Here is a 25,798-nt window from a genome sequence, read left to right as displayed (position 1 = left end):
GAATTTTTGATTTCAGGGTCTTCTATTATTGTAAAGATTTACAATGTTAAAGATTCTGAAACATCCCGATAGCTATGGGAACAGAATGACGTCCTTATATTCCTTTATGATACTTTACGGGCAATCAATAATAGAGTATGTATTCAAATTAATATAAACTCAAATATAATTATCCAAGCTTATTGCTCAATTACCTACACTTATGTACCATCCAACGAAAAATTAAATCCTAATGCTTCCTTTCAAATTAAATTTACTCAAAATTAATCTTTAAACCCTTTTATTATGAAAAATGTAAAACTTTTATTTGTTGCACTTACAATTGTACTTTCACAAAGCCTGAGTGCCCAAGACAATGATGACACCAATATTGCAACGCATATATTGGATGTGAATGTTCCTGAAGTAGCCTTATTGGATATTTTTGATGCCAATACCGGAACAGAAGCCGCTGCCATAATGTTTGATATGACAAATGTCACGCTTTCAGGAACAAATGCAGAGGCTGGTTTATATGCCTTTCAGGATGTTAGTTATTCAGATTTATATTTGAATTACACCAGCGTTGTAGCAGGAGCTGCCAATGTTAGTGGATACGATCTGGATCGAAAAATAAACGTTCAATTTGAAGCCGGAAGCACATTTCCAGGGAACCTAGACCTTAGAATAATGCCAGAAGCACCGGTGATTGTTGTAGATGGTGGTACTGCTGACTCTGCAGGGACTGTAATGCCAGGTGGTGTTGCATTAGGTGCAACTACTCCTATTGGTACAGATGCTCTATTGGTAGATAGCATTGAAAGTGTATATACTGGAGATGAGAACTATGGTGTAAGGTTAACTTATACACTAGAGCAAAATGGAAATTTTGCCGGATACTATGCCGGAACTTATCAATCTACTGTGAAGTACACCCTTACAGATTTTTAATTCTTTTTTTGCTCCATCAAAAGAGGCTCCTTATAAGGAGCCTCTTTTATTTTATAAAAATGATGATAAACATCGATTTATATCATTTTCCATTAAAAGTAGATTATCCACCTCTTATCTACAGAAACAGACTCCCCAACGAATACTACTATTTAAAGCACCTACATCCCCTTAAATTTACTTGTATAGAAAGTCTATCTAAATCAAATCTTAAATTTTACTGCCATGAGACATATTTTTTTTACTAGTATTTTATTATTACTAATGGTCAACCAAAGTTATTCAAGTGTAGTTATAATCAACGGATTGACCCATGTTTATTCTGGAGCTTCTGGAGATCAATTGCAAGGTGAAATTATTTTACTTAATACTACCGAATTTGAACAAAGAGTAAGTTTTCAACTTAACGATGCTATCTTTTCTTGTGATAGCGATCGCTTTTTCTCTGAAGAAATTTCCCACAGTCAGTCTTCAAATAAATGGTTTGATGGAAGCCTTATGGATAAAGTATTGGCACCAAAAGAAAAATATGTATACAGATTCTCTATTAATATTCCTAAAGATCCAACATTAAGAGGTTCTTTCTGGACAGCATTAATGCTTGATATTGAAAAACCCATTAAAGAAGAAAGACTTACCCAAAACATAGATCTAGACACTAAAATAAGATATGCTATAGGATTACTTACTAATGTAAACAATTACAGCGAGGTTAATTTAGATTTTCAAAAATTGGATCTGGAGCAAAATACCAATACGGGTGGAAAAAGCCTTTTTATCAAACTAATAAATGAAAGTTTATTTATAGAAGGTGTAAAACTCTCTTTAGAAGTATACAATCAAAATGGAGAAAAAGTTCTGGAAACTAGCACGAAGAGAAACATGGTCTTTCCTGGATTTTGTAAAAAATATGATATTGATATTTCACAGTTAGAAAATGGGAACTATGAATGTATTCTAATTGCCGATGCTAGAAAGGAATTTGTAGCCACTAACGTTAGCCTTACTATAGAATAAAAAAATACCTCTCACATAAAACCATTACTCATGAAGAATGTATTAAAACTTAGCTATTTTTTTGTTGTCCTAATAGTGGGATGCGAGGGAGATTTGCAAAATGAACGTTTTGATGCAAATCCTAGTGATATATACAACACACCATCGCCCATCTTTTTAGAGCAAGAAGCAAGAAATGACAGTGTGAAAGATTTAACGGTATTTTCAGATGCCCCTAATAAGACTGTAAAAACCATATCTTATAAAAATTCTAAGGATAATTTTCAGCAAGGACAAGATTCAAAGAAAAGACCTTCTGTAAAAACTTCAAACAATAAGGTGGACAGTATAGTAAATGTTGGAGAAACCTCATATGAACAAAATACAACTGCACTGAGAATAAATAAAAAAAGAAATTCGCCTACCGTATCTAATAACGGATCGCAAATAAATACCTCTGTAAACCAGAAAGAGAACATCCTAATAAAAATGGAGATTCTTAATCCATCTGAAATTTATAAAACCGCCTCTAACCATACTATTACTTTACAAATCACCAATGAAACTGACACCATACAAAATCTATTTCTAAATGAAACTTTACCTGAATCATGGAAGTTAGTATCTGCTGGGGATATTGAAAACCTAAAACCCAATGAGAAAAAACTTGTTCTTGTAAGCTTTAATATTCCTGCCAAAGCTAAATCTGGAAAATCTAATGCGGTATTTAATTTGGTTGACGCCGAAGGCACTATTGTAAAAACTCTAGAGGTTGATTTTGAAGTAGATAAAAATTATGAACTTCAGGTATATAATATTTCTGCTCCACAAACTTTAAAAGCCGGAGAAACGATAAATGCCAGATTTGGTATCCAAAACAATGGAAATATCAAACAAGAAATAGAGTTAAATTCTACAGGAACAATAACCGGTGATAAAAAATATTCTATTGCTCCAGATTCCACGCTTGTAATTGAAGTTTCAAAGAAAACAGATTCTAAAGTTTACTTTTTGAGAAATGTAGGTTCTCAGTTAGATGTTTATAGTAAAACTTCTAAACAAACCTATAGAGCGTATACCAGTACTCAAATATTTCCTAGTAAAATTGAGAAAAAAGATCCTTTTTTTAGATTTCCAATTAGAGCTAGTTTAAATTACAACAGTCATACCTATAAAAACAATCATTTTTCTACAATCTCTTCGGAGCTTATGGGAGATGGTTACTTGGATTTAAATAAAAAGCATCATTTAAATTTTATAATAAGAGCCCCTCAACAACAAAATTTAAAACGATTTGGAGTAACAGATCAGTATAGTTTTATATACAGGTACAATAACAAAACGAACATTTATGTGGGGGATCATGCTTATTTTATTAACCGCTTGGGTTTTGATAGTAGATATGGTATGGGTTTTAGAATAGATCAGGATATAAAAAAATGGACATTTTCAACTTTTTATTCTAAACCTAGGTTATACAGCTTTAACTCTTCAGCTCTTTATGGTGTAAAATCGGTGTATAATGTTAGCGATTCCTTAAAAATTGGTCTTGCTATAGAAAGATCACAGGGAACCATCCAAGGCGTAAACAGTAATATTGAAGCTAATCCAAACGAATCTGGCCAAATAGGTACTGTTAATTTAAATTATAGAAATAAGGGTACTTATATAGATGCAGAAACTTCGGTTAGTTTGACTAATGAAGCTACTGCCTTGGCCAATTATATCAATTTGGTACAGCAGTATAAAAATTTAACATATTCAGGAACTCTTACCATTGCAGGAAAAGATTATTTTGGAAGTATACGCAATAGCCTACAATACTCCAATAACTTCTATTATAAAAATAATCGTTGGAATTTTGCATTAGGGCAAACCATTTCCAAAGTTAATAGACGCTTGGATCCTTTATTTTATGCTGCAGAACCTTATTATGAAAATTATTACGGGATGCTTGGTTACCGATTTAAAAATCGTCATTTAGTAAATATTCGTTTAGAACAAAGAACGAGAGAAGATCAAATGGAACCCAAATCCTATTATTATAAAGAACATGGTATTAACTATAGGTACCTTTATTCCTCTCCAGCATTTGTATTAAACTTTAGCGGAAGGTTATCCAGGACCAAAAACCTATTAAGTGAAAGCTTAAAATATAGGAATACCTTTTCCCATAACTTAAATTCTTCTTACAGAATTTTGGATGAACTAACTTTAAGAGGAAGCATCAATCATAATTACAGTAACAGGTATGGTAATTCTAATATTAATATGAACTATCTAAGATATAGCCTAGGTTTTAATTATAATATGAATAAAACTTTACGCATAAATGCATCATATAACAGCGGGTTTAGTCCGGAAGAAAATTATTTAAAACGAGATTTTATTAATGCCAATCTTTTAGTACATCTCAACAAAAACCATCAATTTGAGGTAAGGGCAAATTATTATGAAAATCCCGGGAGCGTTAATAAAAAGGAATTATTAGCATTAGGTAAATACACCTATTCTTTTGGAGTTCCCTTAAAAAGAGTTTTACAACAAGGCGGCTTAAGAGGAGTTATTTATGCAGAAGATGAATCCATCAAAGTATCTGGAATTAAAATAATCGCTGCGGGGCAAACCATACTAACCGATAAAAATGGAAGATTTCAATTGAATAACCTTCCGCTAGGAAAAAATTACGTTCTAATCGATGAATCATCCCTTCCCATGGGCATAGTTTCTTCGCAAAAAACATCTATAGAAGTAGAAATCCGTCAAGAAAGAGAAAGCGATATTACGCTCCAACTTATTAAATCTGCCAACATCAATGGAACAATTAGCATTGCTGGTAATAAAACCGCTTCCAATATGCTTGAAAAATATTTCAAAATAGAAAATAAAAATTTCACCTATCATGTAGAGTCGAACAAAGAAGGAATCTTCCAGTTCAAAGATATTGTACCTGGCACCTACACCCTCAATTTAATAAGATTCAAAGAAAATGATGACTTCGAAATAAAAAAGGATATACAGATATCTGTGGGGGCGGGAGAAACAATGGATGTTCCCTTTGTTATAATCGCTAAGGAACGAAAAGTGAAATTTACCAATAAGAATTTTAAAATAGGACAGTAATCATGAAAAAATCACAACTCATATCAATTGCTATTTTCTCATTATTTATAGGGAATTGCTTCTCTCAGGAAATCATTGACGCTTCTAATCCAGATACATTTATTTTAGGAGGAGGCCAAGAAACCAATACTGCATTTATGGATTTGCAGAGAATTGCTATTACAGATATTGAACCGGATCTATATACAGGATTATCCTCCAATGCAACACCTATAGAAGCGGGAAAGCCTTATATTAATACAGGAAGCCCTACAACTGATGAGTTCTGGCTTAATTTCACTTATAGATCCATAAATAATGAAAATGCCAGGATATTCACTAGATCAAATCAACCCATTCCTGAAGGCATAAATGTAATTATTCAAATAATTTCTACCGCAAATATTGGCGGGGTATATAATGCCAATCCTAATACCAATCCAATAACCTTAACCACTTCTGACCAAGTTATTGTTAATGATTTTGACAGTGGCTATACAGGTGATGGAGAAAACACCGGGTACTTAATAAGATACACAATAGAAAACCCAAGTTTTAAATCCTTACCAACAGGATTTGAAATAATTTTTGAAATTAGATAAATCTCTATATTATGAAATGAGCATAACGGGAATAAGATACAAACACCCATGAAGATATGCGAATTGCATATGACAAATAAAAAACAATAAATATCTACATATGAAAAAGCTAATCCTCTTTATAATCTGTTTGAGTTTAACACAAACTACATATTCGCAATTATTACCAGGAACATTAGATGTTTCAGGAATGCCAAATTTTATTCAATCTTTAGATGATGTCGTAATGGAAGCAGGTCTGGATGATACTACAATTGGCTTTGAAAGTAATTTTGATGCAACTCTAATTGGTTTTGTTTTAAATCCTCAGCTCCTCCTGAATTCAGAAATAATGTGTGAAGCAAACGTTTTTAGATATAGTGTGTATATTCATACGACCAATGCTCCAGTAGGATTAATACTTGAAGCGAAAACAACTTTTAATAGCGGACTGCGTTTTCCAGCGGTTAGCACTTATGATTCACTTCCCATACAACCACTTGGGCCTAGAGACCTTACGCCAAATAATGGAGGATCTTATATTACCGTTCCAAATAGCGGTTCCCAAGCTATAAAAATATTTGAGTTTACAGGTTGCCGAACTGATATTCCTATTCAATTCAAAATTAAAGCAAGTGCCTTGGTTCCCGGCACGCCTAGTAACTTTGATATTTATTATACCGTTGTTGGAAGTTTAATGTAAAAGCTTTTAAGCTTATTAGTAGTTACTTTTTGTATGTTATAATGTTCTTCAAATTTGGCATATAAAAAAGTGTAACGTGTTGGTTTACAATTCAATTTTATACTTACTGTCTTATATACCTTTTTTAGAACACTGGGTTATCTAATTCAAATATAAACTTCCTGATCTCTCATTCAAGATAATTCAATTAAAACAGGTAATAAAAGGATGGTTATTCAATACCTGCGCATTTAACCTTTTCAATATAGAAATGCCGGTAATTTTACCGGCATTTCGTTTCTTCAAGAAGTTAACCAAACAACAATCATCTAGATTAGAGTCTGCCAGTAGGGCCTTTTAGATTCTTAATTTTTCCCTGCAAATCCAATTGGAAAAGAATTGCTGTTTATAGATTTATAATTGTGAGCTTTATGTAATGCTACATCGAATTTTTCCTTGGAAAAAGGCTTTATCAAATACTCTACTTCACAAGGAAATCCAGAGGCTTTATAAACGGATGGCAAATCTGAAATAATGATAATTATTTTTGGAATTTTCTTTAAAGATTGAATTAATCCCATAAATTCAGGGAGGTGAAGCTCTAATAAAATAAGATCAACTGGATTTTCATTCACATATTTTATTGCATCCATAGCATTGGAAAAATATTCCATGGAGGTTAGGCAATCCATACCATCGGAAAACTCCTTTATAAGCATTCCCGTATACATGTCATTAAATATAGTAATACTATTCATCTGAATTATTTTTATTAATAATTTTGGGAGACAATAGAAATAGGAAATTGTTTTGTCATTAGTTAACTACCTCTAATTTCTCTTTAAAATTGAGGTAATTATCTTCTTAATAGACCTGTTTTTCGACGAAATATATAAGATGTATAGACAAACTACCTGAATTTTAATTGGAGCTGTTATTGGAAATTTAATTTAAAAAAAGGTAGTAAAGTGGAAAAATTAATTTCATATGAGAAATATAAATAGACCAGTAATTTCTCCTAGGGAGGAATTCATTTTTGAGTAGCAAAGCAAGATGTGTCATTGTTATGATAATCTTGCTTTGCGCCCGGAGGTTGCAAAGTTCTAAATAGATTTAACTTCTGAATTATTTTTTATAAATTGGAATAGTCATTTTTCAGTACTATTGGAAAATGATCAAGAGTGAATTACAGGTAACACGTACTTCCCTCTAAATTCCCTTTCACTGATAAAAAATGCCAACACTTCATTATTTTCTTTTTGAAGCTCGTGGAAGAATTTTCTGTTGGGGCAATCAGTCCAAAATAATAAGAGATCATTGAATTGGACTCAAATGTTTTAAGATAAAACTTGGTTTTTCCTGATAATTATGGATTAACCCAATGATAAAATAAACCAATTCAATCCTGAAAATCCTTGGCCTTATTTAGGGTACTTTCAATGTGCCTTAGGAAGCTATTAACATCAAAGGGTTTGGCAATAAAATTTGTAGCCCCGGCGGCGATACATATTTTTTCAGCCCCATCCCATCCGGACATCATAAGAATGGGAGTAGTTGAAATAGGCACTGTATTTCTAATATCGGCACAGATATCCGTCCCATCGATTCCGCTCAATAACTTATCCATTATTACCAAATCAAATTTATCTTTTAAGAGATTTTCGACCGTTTTAGAGGGTAACCTTAATAGTTGCACCTCATAACCATTCAATTCCAGTTGGTCTCTGAGTATTAAACCCAGGTGATCGTCATCCTCAACCAGTAAGATTTTATTCATTTTGAGACTTTTTGTCAAATTTGTAGTTTTTGCCCGCTATAGAGGGTAGAAAAATATATGTGGCGAAAACGAATTTTCTTTTATCAAAAATACCTTTAGAAATATATTTTTCTCCATTTTTCACATAAATTTCACACAACTTTTAGATTTAAAAGCTTTTTTTACATTTCGAAATTTTAATGATTCCTAATAAAACATTCATTTTTATTTTTCTTAAATAATTTAAATCAGCCAATTAGAATGTCCAAAAAGACCACTTCCCCTAACACCAAAAGTAAAACCTCTACCCGTAAAACTATCCCGGCAAAAGACCAAATTGTTAAAAAGGCCAAACGCGTACCAGATAAAGATATGTTCAAGGATAATGATTATATGCATGAACAACTGGATAGACTGATATTTGCACTGGAGGCGTTTAGGGAAGGGGATATTTCCGTTCGGCTATCAAAGGAGCGAAATGATAAATTCGCGGATGTGGCCGAAGCTTACAATTCCATGGTTGAAATGATTGGTGGGGTTAGTACTGAAGTATCACGTATATCACGTGTGGGGGGAATTGAAGGTAATTTGGACGCGAGGGCGGAATTTAAGGCTTCCAGTGGGGTATGGAAGGATATGATAGACAATATAAACATCCTTATTGAAGCGATAGCCAAACCTGTACTTGAAGTAAGTCGGATCCTTAATAGTATAGCGGCAGGAAAGCTGGAAGATAAATTTAGTCTGACGGTAACCGGTGATTTTCGAGCCATGGCTGATGTAATCAACCGAACCTTAGGTAGTCTGAACATTTTTGCAGAACAAGTAACGCAAGTGGCCCGTGAGGTGGGAGTGGAAGGAAAACTGGGAGGACAGGCAAGTGTACCGAACGTTTCGGGGACCTGGAAAGATCTTACAGATAATGTAAACCAGATGGCAAGCAACCTGACGGAGCAAGTACGTGAAATAGCGGGAGTAACCACAGCGGTAGCTGATGGAGATCTCTCAAGAAAAATTACGGAAGAAGGAAAGGGTGGGGAAGTTCTTGGGTTATCCACCACCATAAATAGAATGGTAGATTCCCTGAACATTTTTGCCGCAGAGGTAACAAATGTTGCCCGGGAAGTGGGGGTTGAAGGAAAACTGGGAGGCCAGGCAGATGTGCCGGACGTTGCAGGAACCTGGAAAGATCTTACGGTAAACGTAAATACAATGGCTTCCAATCTTACCGCTCAGGTGCGGGAGATCGCCGGAGTGGCAACTTCAGTTGCAAATGGTGACCTTTCAAAGAAAATATCTATTAATGTAAAAGGAGAAATCGCAGAGCTAAAGGATACGATTAACCAGATGGTGGACTCGCTGAACATTTTCTCCGATGAGGTTACCCGTGTGGCACGGGAAGTAGGTACAGAGGGAAAACTGGGAGGACAAGCCAAAGTTCCCGATGTGGCCGGAACCTGGAAAGACCTTACAGACAATGTAAATACCATGGCAAATAACCTGACCAATCAGGTGCGGGAAATCGCCTCGGTCACAACCGCGGTTGCGCAGGGAGACCTTTCACAAAAGATTACTGAAGAAGGAAAAGGAGGAGAAGTATTAATTCTTTCCAACACAATCAACAGTATGGTTGATTCATTAACCTTGTTTGCCGCTGAGGTAACGCGTGTGGCCCGTGAAGTGGGTACGGAAGGAAAACTGGGAGGCCAGGCAACTGTGCCAAGTGCAGCCGGAACCTGGAAAGATCTTACTGATAATGTTAATATCATGGCGAGCAACCTTACTACCCAGGTTAGAGAAATAGCAAACGTAGCAACCGCAGTAGCCGATGGTGATCTTTCACAAAAAATAACGATTGATGTAAAAGGAGAGATAGCGGAACTTAAGGATACGATCAACCAGATGGTGGATTCCCTTAATATTTTCTCTGATGAGGTAACGCGTGTGGCCCGTGAAGTAGGTACAGAGGGAATTCTTGGCGGACAGGCTAAGGTGCCCGATGTGGCCGGAACCTGGAAAGACCTTACCGATAATGTGAATTATATGGCCTCGAATCTTACCACACAGGTAAGGGAGATTGCAAATGTAGCAACCGCAGTGGCAAAAGGTGATTTGGCACAAAAAATTGGTATTGAGGCCAAAGGTGAAATAGCCGAACTAAAAGAAACCATCAACACGATGGTGGATTCTCTGAACATTTTTTCTGATGAGGTTACCCGTGTTGCACGGGAAGTAGGTACCGAAGGTATCCTGGGTGGTCAGGCAGAAGTTCCCAACGTAGGTGGCGCATGGTGGGAATTAACGGATAACGTAAATACCATGGCATCAAATCTTACCACACAGGTAAGGGAAATTGCATCGGTAACCAAAGCCGTTGCCAATGGGGATTTATCTAAAAAGATTTCTGAAGAGGAAAAAGGAGGAGAAGTACTGGAACTCTCTACCATTATTAACACGATGGTGGATTCCCTGAACATACTTTCTAATGAGGTAACGCGTGTAGCCCGTGAGGTAGGTACTGAAGGTATGTTGGGAGGTCAGGCAGAAGTTCCTAATGTTGCAGGTGCCTGGTTGGACCTTACCGGTAATGTGAATACTATGGCTAGTAATCTTACCAGTCAGGTGAGGGAGATTGCCAATGTAGCAACAGCGGTAGCACACGGAGATCTCTCCCAAAAGATATCTATTGATGTAAAAGGTGAAATAGCCGAATTAAAAGACACTATTAATCAGATGGTGGATTCGCTGAATGTCTTTGCAGCGGAGGTAACACGTGTGGCGAGGGAAGTTGGAACTGAAGGTATGCTTGGGGGCCAGGCCAGGGTGCCTAATGTTGCAGGTACCTGGAAGGGGCTTACCGATAACGTGAATACCATGGCCAGTAATTTGACCACACAGGTACGAGAGATTGCTTCGGTGACCACTGCCGTTGCTCACGGAGATCTTTCACAGAAAATTTCAGAACAGGGAAAAGGGGGCGAAGTATTAGAACTTTCTACTACCATTAATATAATGGTGGATGCTCTTAACATTTTTGCAGATGAGGTGACCAATGTTGCCCGCGAAGTGGGTACGGAAGGGATTCTTGGCGGGCAGGCCGAGGTGCCAAATGTGGCCGGGTCATGGAAAGACCTTACCGATAATGTAAATCAAATGGCGAGCAATTTAACGTCGCAGGTACGGGATATCGCCGGGGTCTCTACTGCCCTTGCCAGGGGTGATTTCTCCAGAAAAATTGATGTAGAAGTAAAAGGTGAAGTTCAGGAACTAAAAAATAACATTAATGCAATGGTAGACAGTTTCACCACTATTGTGAAGGCGGCAAATACTATTGCTGAAGGGAACTTTGCAATAGAGATGCCCCTTCGAAGTGAAGCTGATCAGCTGGGTATTGCCCTGAATTCAATGACTGAGAACTTAAAACGGATATCAGAGGAAAACGAAAATGAAGCCTGGATTAAGACCGGACAGGCCGGGCTTAATGACCGAATGCGGGGCGAACAAGATCTTTTGACTTTGTCGAAGAATATTATTTCCTATTTAACTAAGTACCTTGATGGTCAGGTAGGAGTAATTTATCTGTCTGAAAAAAATAAAGAGAAGAAACAACTAAGGATGACAGGTTCCTATGCGTTTACCCACCGAAAATCCCTTAAAACTACTTTTGATTTTGGCGAAGGACTCGTGGGTCAGGCTGCTATGGAGAAAGAAGCCATTGTTCTTTCAGGTATACCCGGAGATTATATAAGTGTATCGTCAGGCCTGGGAAAAAAAGAACCCAGACATATTCTGGTTCAGCCATTCATCATTGATGGTGAGGTAAAAGGTGTAATTGAGATTGGTTCCTTCAAGTCTTTTAATGATAATCAGCTGGAATTAGTACGGTCAGTAGGAGAAAATATAGCTATTACTACCAACTCTGCCCTGGATAGGGAAAAAATGAAAGACCTCCTGGAAGAGTCGCAGCGACAATCTGAAGAGTTATTACAACAACAGGAAAAATTAAAGATTCAGAGTCAGGAATTACAGATGGCCAATGAGGATCTTGAAACTAAGACTACAGATTTAGAGATGCAGAAAGAGGATTTACAATCCAGTAGAGTCGAGGTAGAGCGCAAAGCAAAAGAATTAGAACTTGCCAGTAAATATAAATCAGAATTTCTGGCCAATATGTCTCATGAATTGAGAACACCATTAAACAGTCTTCTGATCCTTTCCAAAGACCTTAGTGATAATAATAAAGGGAACTTATTTAAAGATCAACAAAAGTCCGCTAGCATTATATATGAAGGAGGATTAAACCTGTTAAACCTTATTAACGATATTTTAGATCTTTCAAAAGTAGAAGCAGGAAAACTACAGATTAATCCAGAAGAAGTCGTAATAGAAGGTCTTGTAAATAACCTTAAAAACCAGTTTGAGCCCCTGGCAAAATCGAAAAAGCTAAAGTTTTCTATACAATCTAAACCAAATGCACCTGAAAGGATAGTAACCGATGGGCAGCGGTTGGAACAAATTATTAAGAACCTTATTTCAAACGCCATTAAATTTACAGAAAAAGGATCGGTGAATGTTATGATTTGTAAACCAGATGCAAGCGTTAAATTCAGTGAAATAACCCTCTCAAAATCTGAAGTATTAGAAATTTCAGTAAAAGATACAGGAATTGGAATTCCTGAAGCCAAGCGAATGATGATCTTTGAAGCCTTTCAACAGGCGGAAGGAGGTACCAGTCGTCAATATGGAGGCACAGGGCTTGGATTGACAATTTCGAGGGAATTATCACGATTATTAGGAGGTGAAATACATATAGAGAGTAAGGAAGGAAAAGGAAGCGACTTTAAAGTATATATTCCTATGGACCTACCAAGTGCGCCTATAAAAGAAATGGATGATGCCATTTCTTCTTATAGTGAGTCAAATCAAATTCATTCTAGAGATAAGGGGAGGGAGTTGACAGAAAGTGAAACTACAAATACTATAGAATCTTATATACCTGATGATAGAGAGAATTTAAAAGTTTCGGAATACACCCTGTTGATAATTGATCAGGATCAATATCTAGCGCAGACAATAAAAAAACTAGTTAAGAAATATGGCTTTAAGTTACTTTTTGCAAAGGATGGAAAAGAAGGAATGAAACTGGCAGAGCAATATCAACCCAAGGGTATCCTCATGAATGAAAAGTTACCTGATATGAAAGGGCTAAGTGTTTTGGATCATTTAAAATTTAATTTAAAAACCAGACATATACCGGTATATTTCATGGCAGATGAAGATAAAAGTCGTGAGGCCCTTAGTAAAGGAGCAATGGGATTTAGTCTAAAGCCTATAAGTGCCAAGGTTGTTGAGAATGTCATTCAAAAGGTGGAAAAAATAGATAACACACCGGTTAGGGAGATTCTTATTATTGAAGATGATGAGGCAACTTTAAAGGCAATTAAAAGTATCCTGAAGAATAAGGAGGTTAAAATTTCTACCGCAACTACGGGGAAAGTTGCATTGCAAAAGCTAAAATCCAAAAGCTTCGATTGTATAATTCTTGATCTTAAACTCCCGGATATTACCGGATTTGAGTTACTGGAAAAGCTGAAATCCCGTCAAAAAGCAGATCATATTCCGGTAGTGGTATATACCGGAAAGGAACTCACAAAAAAAGAAAACGTAGAACTTAACAAATTTACAGACAGTATTTTAATTAAAGGGGCATCTTCACCGGAGTTACTTTTAGATGAGGTTTCTTTATATATACATTTTAACGAAATTAAATTATCGCCTAAGCAAAAAAAGATAATATCTGACTTGCATGATCCGAAACATGTCTTGAAGAACAGAAAAGTACTGATAGTAGATGATGATGAACGCAATTCTTATGCACTTTCTAAAGCTTTATCTGACTCAGGTATGAAGGTGATAGTCGCAAATAATGGAAAAGTTGCAATTGAAAAATTAGAAGAGGATAAAGATATAGATATTGTCCTAATGGATGTAATGATGCCCATTATGAATGGGTATGAAGCCACGACAAAAATAAGGAAATATGCAACCTATAAAAAATTACCAATAATTTCATTAACCGCGAAAGCAATGCCGGAAGATAAAGCCAAAAGCCTGGAGGCAGGTGCCAATGATTACCTTACCAAACCGGTTAAAATTGATAAATTAATAAACGTAGTGCGTTTATGGCTAAGCCAATAATATCAGAGAATGAAGTAAATCATAGAGCTAAACTAAGAAGGAATAGCACTCATAGTTTTCCATACCTACCAAATTTCTATTTTAAAGGATTACGAAAATATTAATATGTTGATTTGTATTTAAAACAATATTTTTGCAAAAACTTTATGCTACGGCCCTGATGGATATTACTATTGAGAATATTTTACTTATTGGTTCACTTCTTTTGTTCATCAGTATTTTGGCGGGTAAAACTTCATATAGATTTGGAGTACCCACCCTGCTATTATTCCTGGCAGTTGGAATGCTTGCAGGTTCCGAAGGTATTGGGGGGATCTATTTTGACGAGCCCAAAATTGCCCAGTTTATTGGGATTGTAGCCCTCAATTTTATCTTATTTTCTGGGGGTCTGGATACTCGCTGGAAAAGTATTCAGCCTGTGCTATGGCAGGGAATATCGCTTTCAACTTTAGGTGTACTGATAACAGCTTTGTGTATTGGAATTTTTGCCTGGCAGATTACAGATTTTACTTTAATGGAGGGGTTATTATTAGGGGCCATAATTTCTTCTACAGATGCCGCCGCGGTTTTTTCTATTTTGAGATCTAAGAATCTGGCCTTACGCTCCAACTTAAGGCCAACCCTGGAATTAGAAAGTGGTAGTAACGATCCCATGGCTTATTTCCTGACCATTGCTTTTTTAAGTTTAGTAATGAATCCTGAAGATTCAGTTTGGAGTATCATCCCTATCTTTTTCCTGCAAATAATAATTGGAACAATTGCCGGATTTGCCTTTGGACATATAAGTAAACTGGTTATCAATAAAATTAAGCTTGGATTTGAAGGGCTTTATCCGGTGCTAGTTATATCCCTCATGTTCATCACTTTTTCAGCTACAGATGCCATTGGTGGAAATGGGTTTTTAGCGGTCTATTTATGTGGAGTTTATCTTGGAAACCAGAACCTAATCCATAAAAATACAGTGATTCGCATGTTTGACGGGCTGGCCTGGCTTATGCAAATAGTATTATTCTTAACTTTGGGACTACTGGTATTTCCTTCTCAGGTGGTCCCCGTGATAGGAATTGGGATGGCGATAGCAGCAGTTCTCATATTCGTGGCAAGGCCAATTGCAGTATTTCTAAGTTTGATTTTTTTTAAAATGAAATTGAAAAGAAGGCTGTACATTTCCTGGGTAGGCCTAAGAGGTGCTGTTCCCATTGTTTTTGCGACATATCCACTTATCGCCGGGATCGAAAAGGCTAATTTGATATTTAACATTGTTTTCTTTGTTTCGCTTACTTCGGTATTGATTCAAGGTTCCAGCCTGGCTGCTGTTGCACATTGGTTTCGGGTATCGCTGCCAAGCTCTGAAAAAAAATTATCTCCGGTAGATAAGATCCTGATGGATGAAAGTAAATCCCATTTACAGGAAATTGAAATTCCGAAAGGCAGTATTGCAATAGGAAAACGCATTGTGGATCTGAAAATTCCAAGTGGCGCCATTATAGCGATGATTACGCGGAACAATAACTTCATTACACCTAAAGGAGATACCGTAGTAGAGGAAAACGATATTTTATTAATCCTAACCGAAGATCGTTCTAACTTTTTGCAGATAAAGGAATATCTGGAATAATCCTTACTCTAAGTACTTCATAAAATATAGAAAGAAAATTGTATCAAACCTTATCGATATCGATGGGAATTAGAAATCTTTCTTTTTTAGATTGTTTCGAACTAATAATCTATTAATTCCCGCTCTGACCGGGAATTTTATTCCAGAGAGATGTTTATAATTATAGTCAGTTACGGCTAAAATGAAGATTTAGTTGCAAATATTTTAGACCTGTTTAGTATAGCTTCTGTTTCTCCAAGATCAATATTGGGGTTCGCTCCGGCGGAACTGGCTACAATTCCTCCTACGGTACAGGCAAAATCGAGGGCATTTTGAGGATTTCCATTGCTTAACAAGTGACATAAAAGAGATCCCAGAAATGAATCTCCTGCTCCTACGGTATCTACCACTTGAATTTTATGACCACCGTTGTAGTAAAGTTGATTATTATGAAAAAGAACTGCTCCGGCACCTCCCCGCGTTACGCAAATTGTTTGAACATTGGTGATTTTATGTATAAATTTTATATTTTTCTCTATCAAAATGTCGTTAGAACCCAATAAACCTGAAATCTCCAACAATTCCTCTTCATTAAATTTAATGAAATCAGCCTGCTGAATTAATTCTTTTAAGGTTTCCACATTATAATGTGGCGGGCGAAGGTTTACATCAAATGCTTTCATGCCATTTGATTTCTTAAGTATTTGCAAAAGCGAATCTTTGGAAACCTCATCTCTACTAGCTAAGCTGCCGTAAATAATCACATCGGCATTATTCACAATCTTTTTGGTATTATCAGATAATGAAATTGCATCCCAGGCTACTGGATGGCCTATTTCATAGTCGGCTACTCCTTCTTCATCTAAAGACACCTTCACCAGGCCGGTTTGATATTCAGGAACAATTGAAACTGAAGCCATATGAATTTCCTTCTGCTGTATAAATTCAAGAATTTCTTTTCCGCTTTCATCTGCCCCAACAGCACTAATCATCGCTACCGGAAAGCCGAAAGACTTAATACGCAACGCAATATTTAAAGGAGCTCCTCCTATTTTTTTGTCTTTTCCGAAGTCATCAAACAAAACTTCCCCGAAACTGATGAACTTGAGATTTTTATTTTTAAACATACTACTTAGAACTGGTAATTTTTTAAGATTTTAAAATCCCCCAAACGTTTTAAGTGCCGTTAGAGGGAATGAACTCGTGTAAACTTGCCACTTGGTTAAATCGGATGCCATTATACACTCGTAGAAGAGCTGTTTATTTTCTGAACGCAAAGTTTAACACTATTAATCCGTAACATATTCAATGTGTTGGTGAAAGTTTCAACAAACCTCTTGTTATTGACAAGTTCTCCAAAAACAGCTTCAATTTTAAGAAATGCAATAGGATCTTTATGTGACAAGGCCGCAGCTCTAATTAGTGTATCGCTCATTGCATCCTTAATTTCGTAAGTGTTACCATTCTCATCAACGCCATCGTTATATTTGCACCAGGCCGCAACTACAAATGCAGCTCGGGTAATTTCCCCATCATTTCTTAATTGTTGTTTTAAGGTGGGAAGTAGGAAAATTGGGATTTTTGCCGAACTTTCTAAACATATCCTTGAAATAAGATCTTTGATATAAATATTCTGAAAACGATCTATTAAACTCTTCTTGTATTTATCAAGATTGATATCTCCCAGATCCCCTAAGGTTGGAGTGACTTCCACATCCATAAAATCTTTTAAGAATTGCTCGAAATCGGGATCATTTGCCGCCTCATCAATCGTATTGTACCCGTGAAGTGCACCCAGCATTCCCAGTAAGCTATGACCTGCATTCAACAATCGAAGCTTCATGTTCTCAAAAGGAACCACATTTTCAACAAATTGAGCTCCTACTTTTTCCCAGGCCGGGCGTCCAGCTTTGAAATCATCTTCAATCACCCATTGAATAAAAGGTTCGCAAACTACCGGCCATTGATCCTCTATTAAAAATTCTTCTTTCAGGATTTCTTTATCTGCTGCAACCGTTACAGGGGTTATTCTATCTACCATTGCGTTTGGGAAGGATACATTTTCTTCGATCCAGGAAAGTAATTCAGGTGCTGCTTCTTTCACATAATTTGTAAGCGCTTTTTTTGCAACATCTCCATTCCCCTGAATATTGTCGCAAGATTGAATAGTGATTCCCCCAACTCCACGCTCCATTCGTAATTTTAGAGCCTGGGTAAGGTAGCCAAATACAGATTTTGGCGACATGGGATTCTTCATATCCTCAATGATCACCGGATTGCTGAAATCAAATTTACCGGTCGCTTCATTCAGGTTATACCCTCCTTCCGTTATCGTCAAGGATACTATTTTTATATCTGGATGGGCGATTTTCTCGATAACCGCAAAGGGATTCTCCGGGGCAAAAATAAATTCAACAATAGAGCCGATAACCTTTGCCGTATAAGTCCCGTCTAATTCCTTAATCATCAAGGTATACAGTCCATCCTGATCTTTAAGAATGTTATAAATTTTTCGGTCATAATCCAGTAATCCAATGCCACAAATTCCGCAGTCCAGCACACCAAAATGTTCCATAAGTTCATTTGTATAATAGGCTTCATGAGACCTATGGAAATTTCCCACGCCAATATGCACAATACTGGTAGTTACTTTATCCCGATCGTAAGTAGGTGCTTTCACGTTCGAAAGCACGCTACCTAAATTTTCCTGATTTAATATTACTGATGTTTTCATAAGATATGTATAATGTATTTTAATTCTTATTTAAGGTTTGTGATCTTTTCAACGCCCAGTACGCAGTTATAAAATATCCCAGAGTTGCAACAAAAGCGTATGTATTGAAGAGGTTTTTGTTTGTGTAGTAAATATCCAGATTCTCGCTGTTTACAAAAGTATTTATTGCCAGTATTACAATAATGAGTAAAAATATTATTGATAAACCCTTCAAGATTTTGGAAAAAACTGAAGTATCATCAACATGTTCCTTATCATTTCTGGATTTAGATTCCTGATAACTTTTTATATTTTCCTGAAGCTCTTTTTCTTTCTGAATTTCTTCAGTAAAATCTTCAGAAGCACCATTAAATTTGGCTAATACGGTATACAAAATTATGGTAAAAATCCAGGTGGGAATAAACAAATAATAGAATGACATAATATCTAGCGCATTTAAGGCAAAACCGAAAACAAGGCCAACAATCCACGAAATTATTGCAGGTTTACTGGTAGTTAAATCTTTATAATACGCCCAATATCGATTGAGCCCTATTTTGGGAAATATAAAATGTTCAGCAAACACAATAGCGCCCACAGGAACTACCAATAATCCGGCATAAGTAAGCAGAGGTAAAATTTTTGAAAATACAAATGGGAAACATGCTATAATCACGGTGAAAATACCAACTATGATCGTGGCTTTTCTTCTTGAACAGCTTGTGAAAATAGCCTGGGCTGCGAGTCCTGCCCTATAAAGATTAGCATTTGCCGTAGTCCATCCTGCTACGATAACTATAATGAAGCCGGAGGCCCCCAGTGCCTTAAAAGCGACATCACCAGGATCTAAAGCAATTACATCTTGTTTTAATAAAATTGCCGCACCAGCTCCCATAATCCCGGCCGCGATCCAGGCGATGTAATGACCAAATAACATCCCAAAACTTGTATATAACCCATAAGATGGTTTTTTTGCAAACCTAAAAAGGGCCATATCTATTAATCCAAAATGAGTAATACTATTTGCCGCCCAGGCAAAACCAATTACCTCTAAAAGTCCAATACCCGATTCTCCCGTATTAGTAACGCCTTTCCAAATAGATTCGCTCCCAATTTTTAAAAACTCCTGGAAACTTCCCACGGAAGTTTCCCCAAGAACTGCATGAGATAATACAGGCAATAGGAGTAAGGCTCCAGACACAAATAAAACAAATAACCATGGCGCACAAATACCAGAAAAATTTGCCACTGTTTTAAAACCGTAAATCGCCACAAAAACTACCACGGCACCTACCGCTACTACAATTAATAAAAACCCCAGGTTAGTGGAGTACCAGTGCAATTGTGCAGGTATATCGAATAACAAGCGTACCGCTGAAGCAGATACAGTAATCATTGCGGCCGATATCACCGTAAATATTATTGCATTCGCCCAGTTATATAATTTTGTCATAGAATCTCCCGCAATCTTATTTAAATAGGTATAAAGACTTAGCCGGGTTTGTACCGCAATGGGTGCGGTAATAAATGTCCAACTGAGCACAGCCAGAATATTCCCTATTAATAATCCAAGAATAATATCTTGGACGCCTGCACCGAGCGAAACAAATGTAGCACCAATAACAAACTCGGTCGCGGCAACATGTTCTCCTGCGTATAATCCCGCAAAGTACTTACCGCCATGGAGTTTAGACTTGGGAACAGGTAATTGCTCCTCATTTAAATGATCAAAATTTTGCTGAGATGTATTTTCCATGCTTGGTTTATATTTAAAAGTGGGTTTATAAAAGTGCAATGTTTACTTCCAGAGCCGCTCTTTTACTTTCGGGATTCCAAAATGCCTTTGCTTTAATGATTCTGTAATATTTTAAAATGGAAATATTCTTTTGTAACTTCAGGCCTATATTCACAAGATTATCGTGCCTGGTGTAGAATGTTTTTTCTGTAAAGAAGGAGAAAGCCCCTCCGGCAAATAGCGTTATTTTTAATCTATCATTAATAACAACCGGATATCTTAATTCTAAATAATTAGAATAAGAATTAGTTACTTCTCCATTAGGAGTAGTCTGGAAATCACCACCCTGACCAAATAAGATGGTTGAGAAGTACATATCTAAAGGAAACTTTTCTGAGATTGAGGTTTCTACTACGATATCTAGAAAATTTGGAGAATTATATTTATTCCAACTAAAAATATTTGGATTTTCCCACCCACTATAGTTATTGTGACTAATTAAGGAAGCTTTGAAGCTTTTGCCCGTATTGTAAGTTAAGAAATAGGAAAGCTCGATATATTCTCCATTAAAACTTGAACCACCCCAGGCACCAATTTTAAATTTATTATTATAAAAGCTATAATCTAAGCTGGAGGCTACCATAGCCCCGGGAGTAACCACGAATCCATGCCACGTGTGCATATTTTTTAAATTTATACTTAAGGAAACGTTTTCGTAAAACGATCTATTTTCTCTTTGCCCATAGGAAAAACGAGCAACGCCTAAAACTATAAATATAAATAAGCCAATTTGGAAATATTGTTTTATATAGTTTTTATCAGGCTTCATCATATATATTTAATACATTAAAATAAAATTTATAAAGCGTCTATATGACGTTATATATTTTCAAATATATCAAATTTTCATAAAACACCATGATTTATTTTATATAATTGTAAATTTATCCTATTATATAGCTGTTATTGCTAATAAATTAGCCTTATAATTCCAATAATATAATTGTTTAAAATGACACTATTAAGCGTAGTATACACGTTTAAATATATTTGTTTTTAAGTTTTTAGTTGGGATTAAAGTTTTCAATTAGTATTTTCGTTCACAATTAAGACTATCTATGATTGTCTTTCAAAAAGCATGATAAATGGATTTCAGAAAAATCCCCAATGTTTCTTTAGAGTGTGTAATTTTTGGGTTGGATGATTCGGAATTAAAAATTCTTCTATCCAAAAGGAAACTGAAAATGAATCTCGGAGAAACCACTATTGATGACTGGATGATCACTGGTGATTATGTTCAGAAAAGCGAAACACTTCGGGAAGCAGCAAAAAGAATTCTCAAGCGATACGTTATATTAACTCAAGCATATCAGGAACAGTTTAATGCATTTGGGGATCCAGACCGTATTAAGAATGAAAAAGATTTATTATGGATGCAAAAACTGGATGTTAACCCAAGGATACTTTCCGTAGGCTATATATCCCTTTTAACAGCGAATTTATTTGAAATAAATGATGAAAACCTGGAATGGTTCCCTATCCACCAACTTCCCGAATTAGGTTTTGATCATACAGACATTATAAAAAATGCGTACGAATATTTGCAAAAGAAGGTCTTAATTGAGCCTTTGATATTTGAACTTTTGCCAGATAAATTTACTTTAAATGAACTCCAGATTGCATTTGAAGCCATCTTAGACATTAAAATGGATAACAGAAATTTCCGGAAAAAGGTTCTTAGAAAAAAATATATTGTTCTTCTGGATGAAAAAAGGAAGGGAAACTCTAAAAAACCTGCTCAGCTCTATATTTTTAGTAAGGACATCTACAATAAAATAGTTGAAAAACACCAGCTCTTCATCTTTTAAAAGTTGATAATTGGGATAAACGAAAGTCAAATCACTTTGAAAAGTCCGGTAAGTTGAAGTTAAGAAAAAACCATCCTTAAAGGTGACCGATTAGGTCACTTTAAGGATAATTTTAAATAAAAACAAATAACCCTCAATTCTATTAAAGTATTGAAAATCATTTGTTTAGGTATTATTTAATGTTATTTAAAACATCAGAAGTCGGGGCGGCAGAATGCTTTTAAAGCTCTGAAACACCCAGTATTTATATGGTTTCACGTAATCCCAAGTTTTAAAACTCACGATTAACTCACAACATCAATAGAACGTATTGAAGTAATTTGATACTTCTGTACAAGTGAAAGGTACAAATTATTTTGCTGCGTATTGTTCCCTTATATGCTCATGAAATAAAAATATATATAATATTAATTACCCAATTACCCAATTACCCAAATAGCTCCGAAGTCCTATTATCAGTCCATTCAAACTGGGTAGTTAAGGAGTTTAAATATATTACCCTCTAATTACCCCACCTGAACTTTTGGGTAATTAGAAAATAAATCAAATTATGATCTAAACACCTATTCCTACTGGGCTGGGTAATTGGATAAAAAAGATTTTGAATTTTAGAACTTTTCAAAATTAAATTTCCAGGGTTTGGCATAGGAATTTAATTCTGGATCTAAATAATTGAGGAGAGTAGAACTTCTTTTTTCTCAACAGCAGTAATTTCTATTTCATAATTCCATAAAGAAAAAATAATGCAAGATGTGTGCCTGTGGGCACAATCTTGATTACTCCCGATGGTCGCAATGAAAAAAGAGATGTTTATGGCGAAAACAGCATCGTGAATAGTAGCAGACTTAAAGCCCCCATATCTACCGAACTAATACTATAAAGTGTTTGGGGTGTTCATCAGTTGACTGTAAATTAAAAGGGGGAAGTACGCTGTTACCTGTACTTCCCTCTTCATCATTTTCAATAGGACTGTAAAAATGATTATTCTAATTTATAAAAAATAATTCAGAAGTTAAATCTTTTTAGAACTTTGCAACCTCCGGGCGCAAAGCAAGATTGTCATGACAATGACACATCTTGCTTTGCTTGCTTTAAACCTTGTTTTTAAAACTACAATCTTCCTCTCAGGCCGTCAATATCCTTTGCTATTTTAGAATCAATCACCCGGGCATAGATCTGGGTAGTGGAAATTTTATGGTGACCTAATAATTTGGATACAGTTTCAATGGGCACTCCATTGGCCAGGGTCACGGTAGTGGCAAATGTATGTCTGGCCGTATGAAAACTTAGTTTCTTATTAATCTTCGCCTTTTTGGCGATTTGCTTTAAGTAATGATTGGTTTTCTGGTTGGAATATACGGGGAGCAAGGTATTGTTTTGCTCTGCCTTTGGGTGATCTTTATACCGGTCCAATATATTCTCTGCTTCTTCTAATAGCGGAATTCTGACCGAAGTGTTTGTTTTGCTTCTGCGGGTATAGATCCATTTCTTGCCATCAATCCCGAACTGCAGATGGTTTTTGTTCAAGGCTTTTACATCGGCATAAGCCAGTCCGGTATAGCAAGCGAAAATAAAAATATCCCGGTTTAACCTTAAGGTTGGATTTTCCAGTTCTTCTGCCTTCAGTTTTTCCAGCTCCTGTTTAGAGAGGTAAACCATATCCACCGAATCAAAACGCAGTTTAAATCTTTTGGTGGGGTTCTTTTCGATCCAGTCTAAATCTTCCGCTAACCGCATGAGCTTTTTAAAGCGTTCCATATGCTTCATCAGTCCATTGTTATGCAATCCCTCCAAATTTCTTAGATAACTCTCAAAACCCAGGGTAAACTGGTAGTCGATATGCTTTAGATAAGCATCACTATTCTGGTATGTTGTCTTTAGGTAATCTTTTAAATACGCACCAGTAGTCGTATAATTTTTCATGGTGCCATACTTTAAGACCTTGCCCATATTCGTATCATGGTATTCAATCAGCTGGGACAAGGTTGTGTGTTCCTGGTCAGTTCCCAGAAATCTGGATTTTACTAAATCTACGGTAATCACTTTATCTTCTTTTTGTAAAGCATCATGGATTTTAAATAACTGGCTCCTGACCTCGTTAATCTTCTTATTGATCTGGAAACCCTCCGGGCTGTTTCCCATCATTTTACTAGAGGCTTGATTCCATTTGTCCACAGCAATGGTCCGTTTTAGACTAATTTCAAGCTTTTTACCATTAATGGTAATTCGGGCATAAAGGATGGCTGATTCAGGTTGGTTTTTCTTTTTGCGGGTAAAAAAAGAAATAGAAAAAGTTTGGGTAGTACGCATAACGATTTGACTTTAATGAGACAAAAAATTCTGGGTACGAAAGTCAAATCAACAATACGTGGATGGGACCATCCAACTTCTATCAAGATACAAAAAATAAGCTCACGATTGACTCACGATTGACACATGAACTCACTAAAAACTCACGTTTTATTTGTGTAAAATTGTGTTAATTTAATGCATAAAAAAAGGGTAATTACATGAAAATCATATAATTACCCTATTGTTTATTTCTTAATGAAATGTTAAAAAGTCGGGGTGGCAGAACGCACACTCTTTCCCATATGCCTTGTTAACAGTGCTATTTCAAAATTTATCTTTTAAAAGGTCACCGAATCGGACTCAAAATATCAATTTAATTGATCTGAAATTTAAAGATCGCGCATAAGAATAAATATAGAAAATTATAATTTAATATGGTAGTTTGATTACAATGGTTTCAAAAAGGAGGTTGCCGGTAAAGTAAATTTTGATTCAGTATAATATGGTTAACAATGTTGCATTTTATCCATTCATTTATTGGTCTCACATATACTTTTTTTTAGAAGTTTATACTCCCCATTATTCTTGAACTCACGTATGGACATGCCCACATATCGCTTAAAGGTTTTAGAGAGGTGGCTTACATCCGTAAAGGCTAAATCATCCGTGATTTCGGTAAGGGTATAATCAGATTTAAGCAGGCGAATCTCTACTAATTTTAGCTTCGCCTTTATAATGTATTCACGCAAGGACATCTTGATTTGTTTTTTAAAAAACTCGCTGACAGAAGTGGGTGACATGGCAAAAGTGCTGACAAGGTGGTCAGCCTTCAATAATTCCGGTTGGTTGATATTTTCATTGATATAGGTCAGCATCCTGGTGGCCCTGTCATCTGCATTGGTCTCGGCCACCTCGTAATGGCTTCCTTTTTTGATATTTCGTATTAAAATCTCCAGGACACTGGTCATCAGGCTTTTTATAAGCATAATCGATTCCTCTCCATACCCTCTCGATTCTTGAAGTATCATGGCTATGAGTTCCAGATGCTGTCGGTCCACTTCGTTTTTGATAATCTCACCGGGCAATTGGTTGTAGTTCGAGGATATAAGCCGCTTCCTTGAACCAGATGTTTCTATCAATGAAAGTATCATTTATATAAGTACCGATGGCAAGTTCGAGGTAATTTCAGAATAGCAATATATAATTACTACCGTGGCGGGAAAATTTTCTGGGATGTTATCAAGACAATTAATACCTTTATTTTTCCTCCGGATCCACCATCGGAAATGGAAAGATAGGGGTTAGCCGAGTAAATCACCTCCTTTATTACCCGAAGCAGAAGGCGGGA

At 36.1% G+C, this 25,798-nt stretch carries 16 protein-coding genes; 8 read left to right on the top strand and 8 right to left on the bottom strand.

The features are described from left to right. The first annotated feature begins 285 nt into the window (after window positions 1–285). From DHD80_RS10510 to DHD80_RS10490, 5 genes are all read left to right on the top strand, one after another. On the top strand, window positions 286–930 hold the full coding sequence (locus DHD80_RS10510) for a hypothetical protein (RefSeq protein ID WP_251741128.1): 645 nt from the start codon (window positions 286–288) through the stop codon (window positions 928–930). A 225-nt stretch (window positions 931–1,155) separates the two neighbouring features. Beyond that, the gene (locus DHD80_RS10505) at window positions 1,156–1,947 is read left to right on the top strand and encodes a hypothetical protein (RefSeq protein ID WP_251741127.1); all 792 of its coding nucleotides are present in this window, start codon (window positions 1,156–1,158) and stop codon (window positions 1,945–1,947) included. Window positions 1,948–1,977: 30 nt separating this feature from the next. Further along, window positions 1,978–5,049, top strand: a complete 3,072-nt coding sequence (locus DHD80_RS10500) for a hypothetical protein (protein ID WP_251741126.1) — start codon at window positions 1,978–1,980, stop codon at window positions 5,047–5,049. A 2-nt stretch (window positions 5,050–5,051) separates the two neighbouring features. After that, on the top strand, window positions 5,052–5,630 hold the full coding sequence (locus DHD80_RS10495) for a hypothetical protein (RefSeq protein ID WP_251741125.1): 579 nt from the start codon (window positions 5,052–5,054) through the stop codon (window positions 5,628–5,630). Between the two features lie 100 nt (window positions 5,631–5,730). Then, complete coding sequence (locus DHD80_RS10490) at window positions 5,731–6,312, top strand: hypothetical protein (RefSeq protein WP_251741124.1); 582 nt, start codon at window positions 5,731–5,733, stop codon at window positions 6,310–6,312. 344 nt (window positions 6,313–6,656) lie between these two features. On the opposite strand, the gene DHD80_RS10485 is transcribed toward DHD80_RS10490, so the two are convergent. After that, complete coding sequence (locus DHD80_RS10485) at window positions 6,657–7,049, bottom strand: hypothetical protein (RefSeq protein WP_251741123.1); 393 nt, start codon at window positions 7,047–7,049, stop codon at window positions 6,657–6,659. A gap of 641 nt (window positions 7,050–7,690) precedes the next feature. After that, window positions 7,691–8,068, bottom strand: coding sequence for a response regulator (locus DHD80_RS10480; RefSeq protein WP_251741122.1), 378 nt, complete (start codon window positions 8,066–8,068; stop codon window positions 7,691–7,693). A 240-nt stretch (window positions 8,069–8,308) separates the two neighbouring features. On the opposite strand from DHD80_RS10480, the gene DHD80_RS10475 reads away from it, so the two are divergent. Together DHD80_RS10475 and DHD80_RS10470 are read left to right on the top strand one after the other, a co-directional pair. Then, window positions 8,309–14,245: a HAMP domain-containing protein gene (locus DHD80_RS10475; protein ID WP_251741121.1), complete on the top strand. Its 5,937-nt coding sequence runs from the start codon at window positions 8,309–8,311 to the stop codon at window positions 14,243–14,245. Window positions 14,246–14,405: 160 nt separating this feature from the next. Next, window positions 14,406–15,863 (top strand): potassium/proton antiporter, encoded by a 1,458-nt coding sequence (locus DHD80_RS10470; protein WP_251741286.1) that lies wholly within the window; start codon window positions 14,406–14,408, stop codon window positions 15,861–15,863. A 176-nt stretch (window positions 15,864–16,039) separates the two neighbouring features. Here DHD80_RS10470 and DHD80_RS10465 read toward each other — a convergent pair whose 3' ends face one another. The 4 genes from DHD80_RS10465 to DHD80_RS10450 all read right to left on the bottom strand — a co-directional run bounded on the left by DHD80_RS10465 (window position 16,040) and on the right by DHD80_RS10450 (window position 20,972). Continuing rightward, complete coding sequence (locus DHD80_RS10465; protein ID WP_251741120.1) at window positions 16,040–16,969, bottom strand: carbohydrate kinase; 930 nt, start codon at window positions 16,967–16,969, stop codon at window positions 16,040–16,042. Window positions 16,970–17,079: 110 nt separating this feature from the next. Beyond that, window positions 17,080–18,576: a mannitol dehydrogenase family protein gene (locus DHD80_RS10460; protein ID WP_251741119.1), complete on the bottom strand. Its 1,497-nt coding sequence runs from the start codon at window positions 18,574–18,576 to the stop codon at window positions 17,080–17,082. Between the two features lie 19 nt (window positions 18,577–18,595). Beyond that, on the bottom strand, window positions 18,596–20,311 hold the full coding sequence (locus DHD80_RS10455) for a hypothetical protein (protein WP_251741118.1): 1,716 nt from the start codon (window positions 20,309–20,311) through the stop codon (window positions 18,596–18,598). Window positions 20,312–20,336: 25 nt separating this feature from the next. Then, window positions 20,337–20,972 carry a hypothetical protein gene (locus tag DHD80_RS10450; protein WP_251741117.1) on the bottom strand — a complete coding sequence of 212 codons (636 nt, stop codon included), beginning with the start codon at window positions 20,970–20,972 and terminating at the stop codon, window positions 20,337–20,339. A gap of 463 nt (window positions 20,973–21,435) precedes the next feature. On the opposite strand from DHD80_RS10450, the gene DHD80_RS10445 reads away from it, so the two are divergent. Next, complete coding sequence (locus tag DHD80_RS10445) at window positions 21,436–22,158, top strand: NUDIX hydrolase (RefSeq protein WP_251741116.1); 723 nt, start codon at window positions 21,436–21,438, stop codon at window positions 22,156–22,158. 1,110 nt (window positions 22,159–23,268) lie between these two features. On the opposite strand, the gene DHD80_RS10440 is transcribed toward DHD80_RS10445, so the two are convergent. Continuing rightward, window positions 23,269–24,468 carry a site-specific integrase gene (locus DHD80_RS10440; RefSeq protein ID WP_251741115.1) on the bottom strand — a complete coding sequence of 400 codons (1,200 nt, stop codon included), beginning with the start codon at window positions 24,466–24,468 and terminating at the stop codon, window positions 23,269–23,271. 512 nt (window positions 24,469–24,980) lie between these two features. After that, entirely contained in the window at window positions 24,981–25,508 is a 528-nt protein-coding gene (locus DHD80_RS20005) for an AraC family transcriptional regulator (RefSeq protein ID WP_251741114.1), read from the bottom strand. Between the last annotated feature and the right edge of the window lie 290 nt (window positions 25,509–25,798).

The organism is Gramella sp. AN32 (assembly GCF_023718305.1).
Classification (GTDB): Bacteria; Bacteroidota; Bacteroidia; order Flavobacteriales; family Flavobacteriaceae; genus Christiangramia; species Christiangramia antarctica.
Note: the sequence above shows the minus strand (reverse complement) of the source record. Positions and strands in the feature narration are given on the sequence as shown.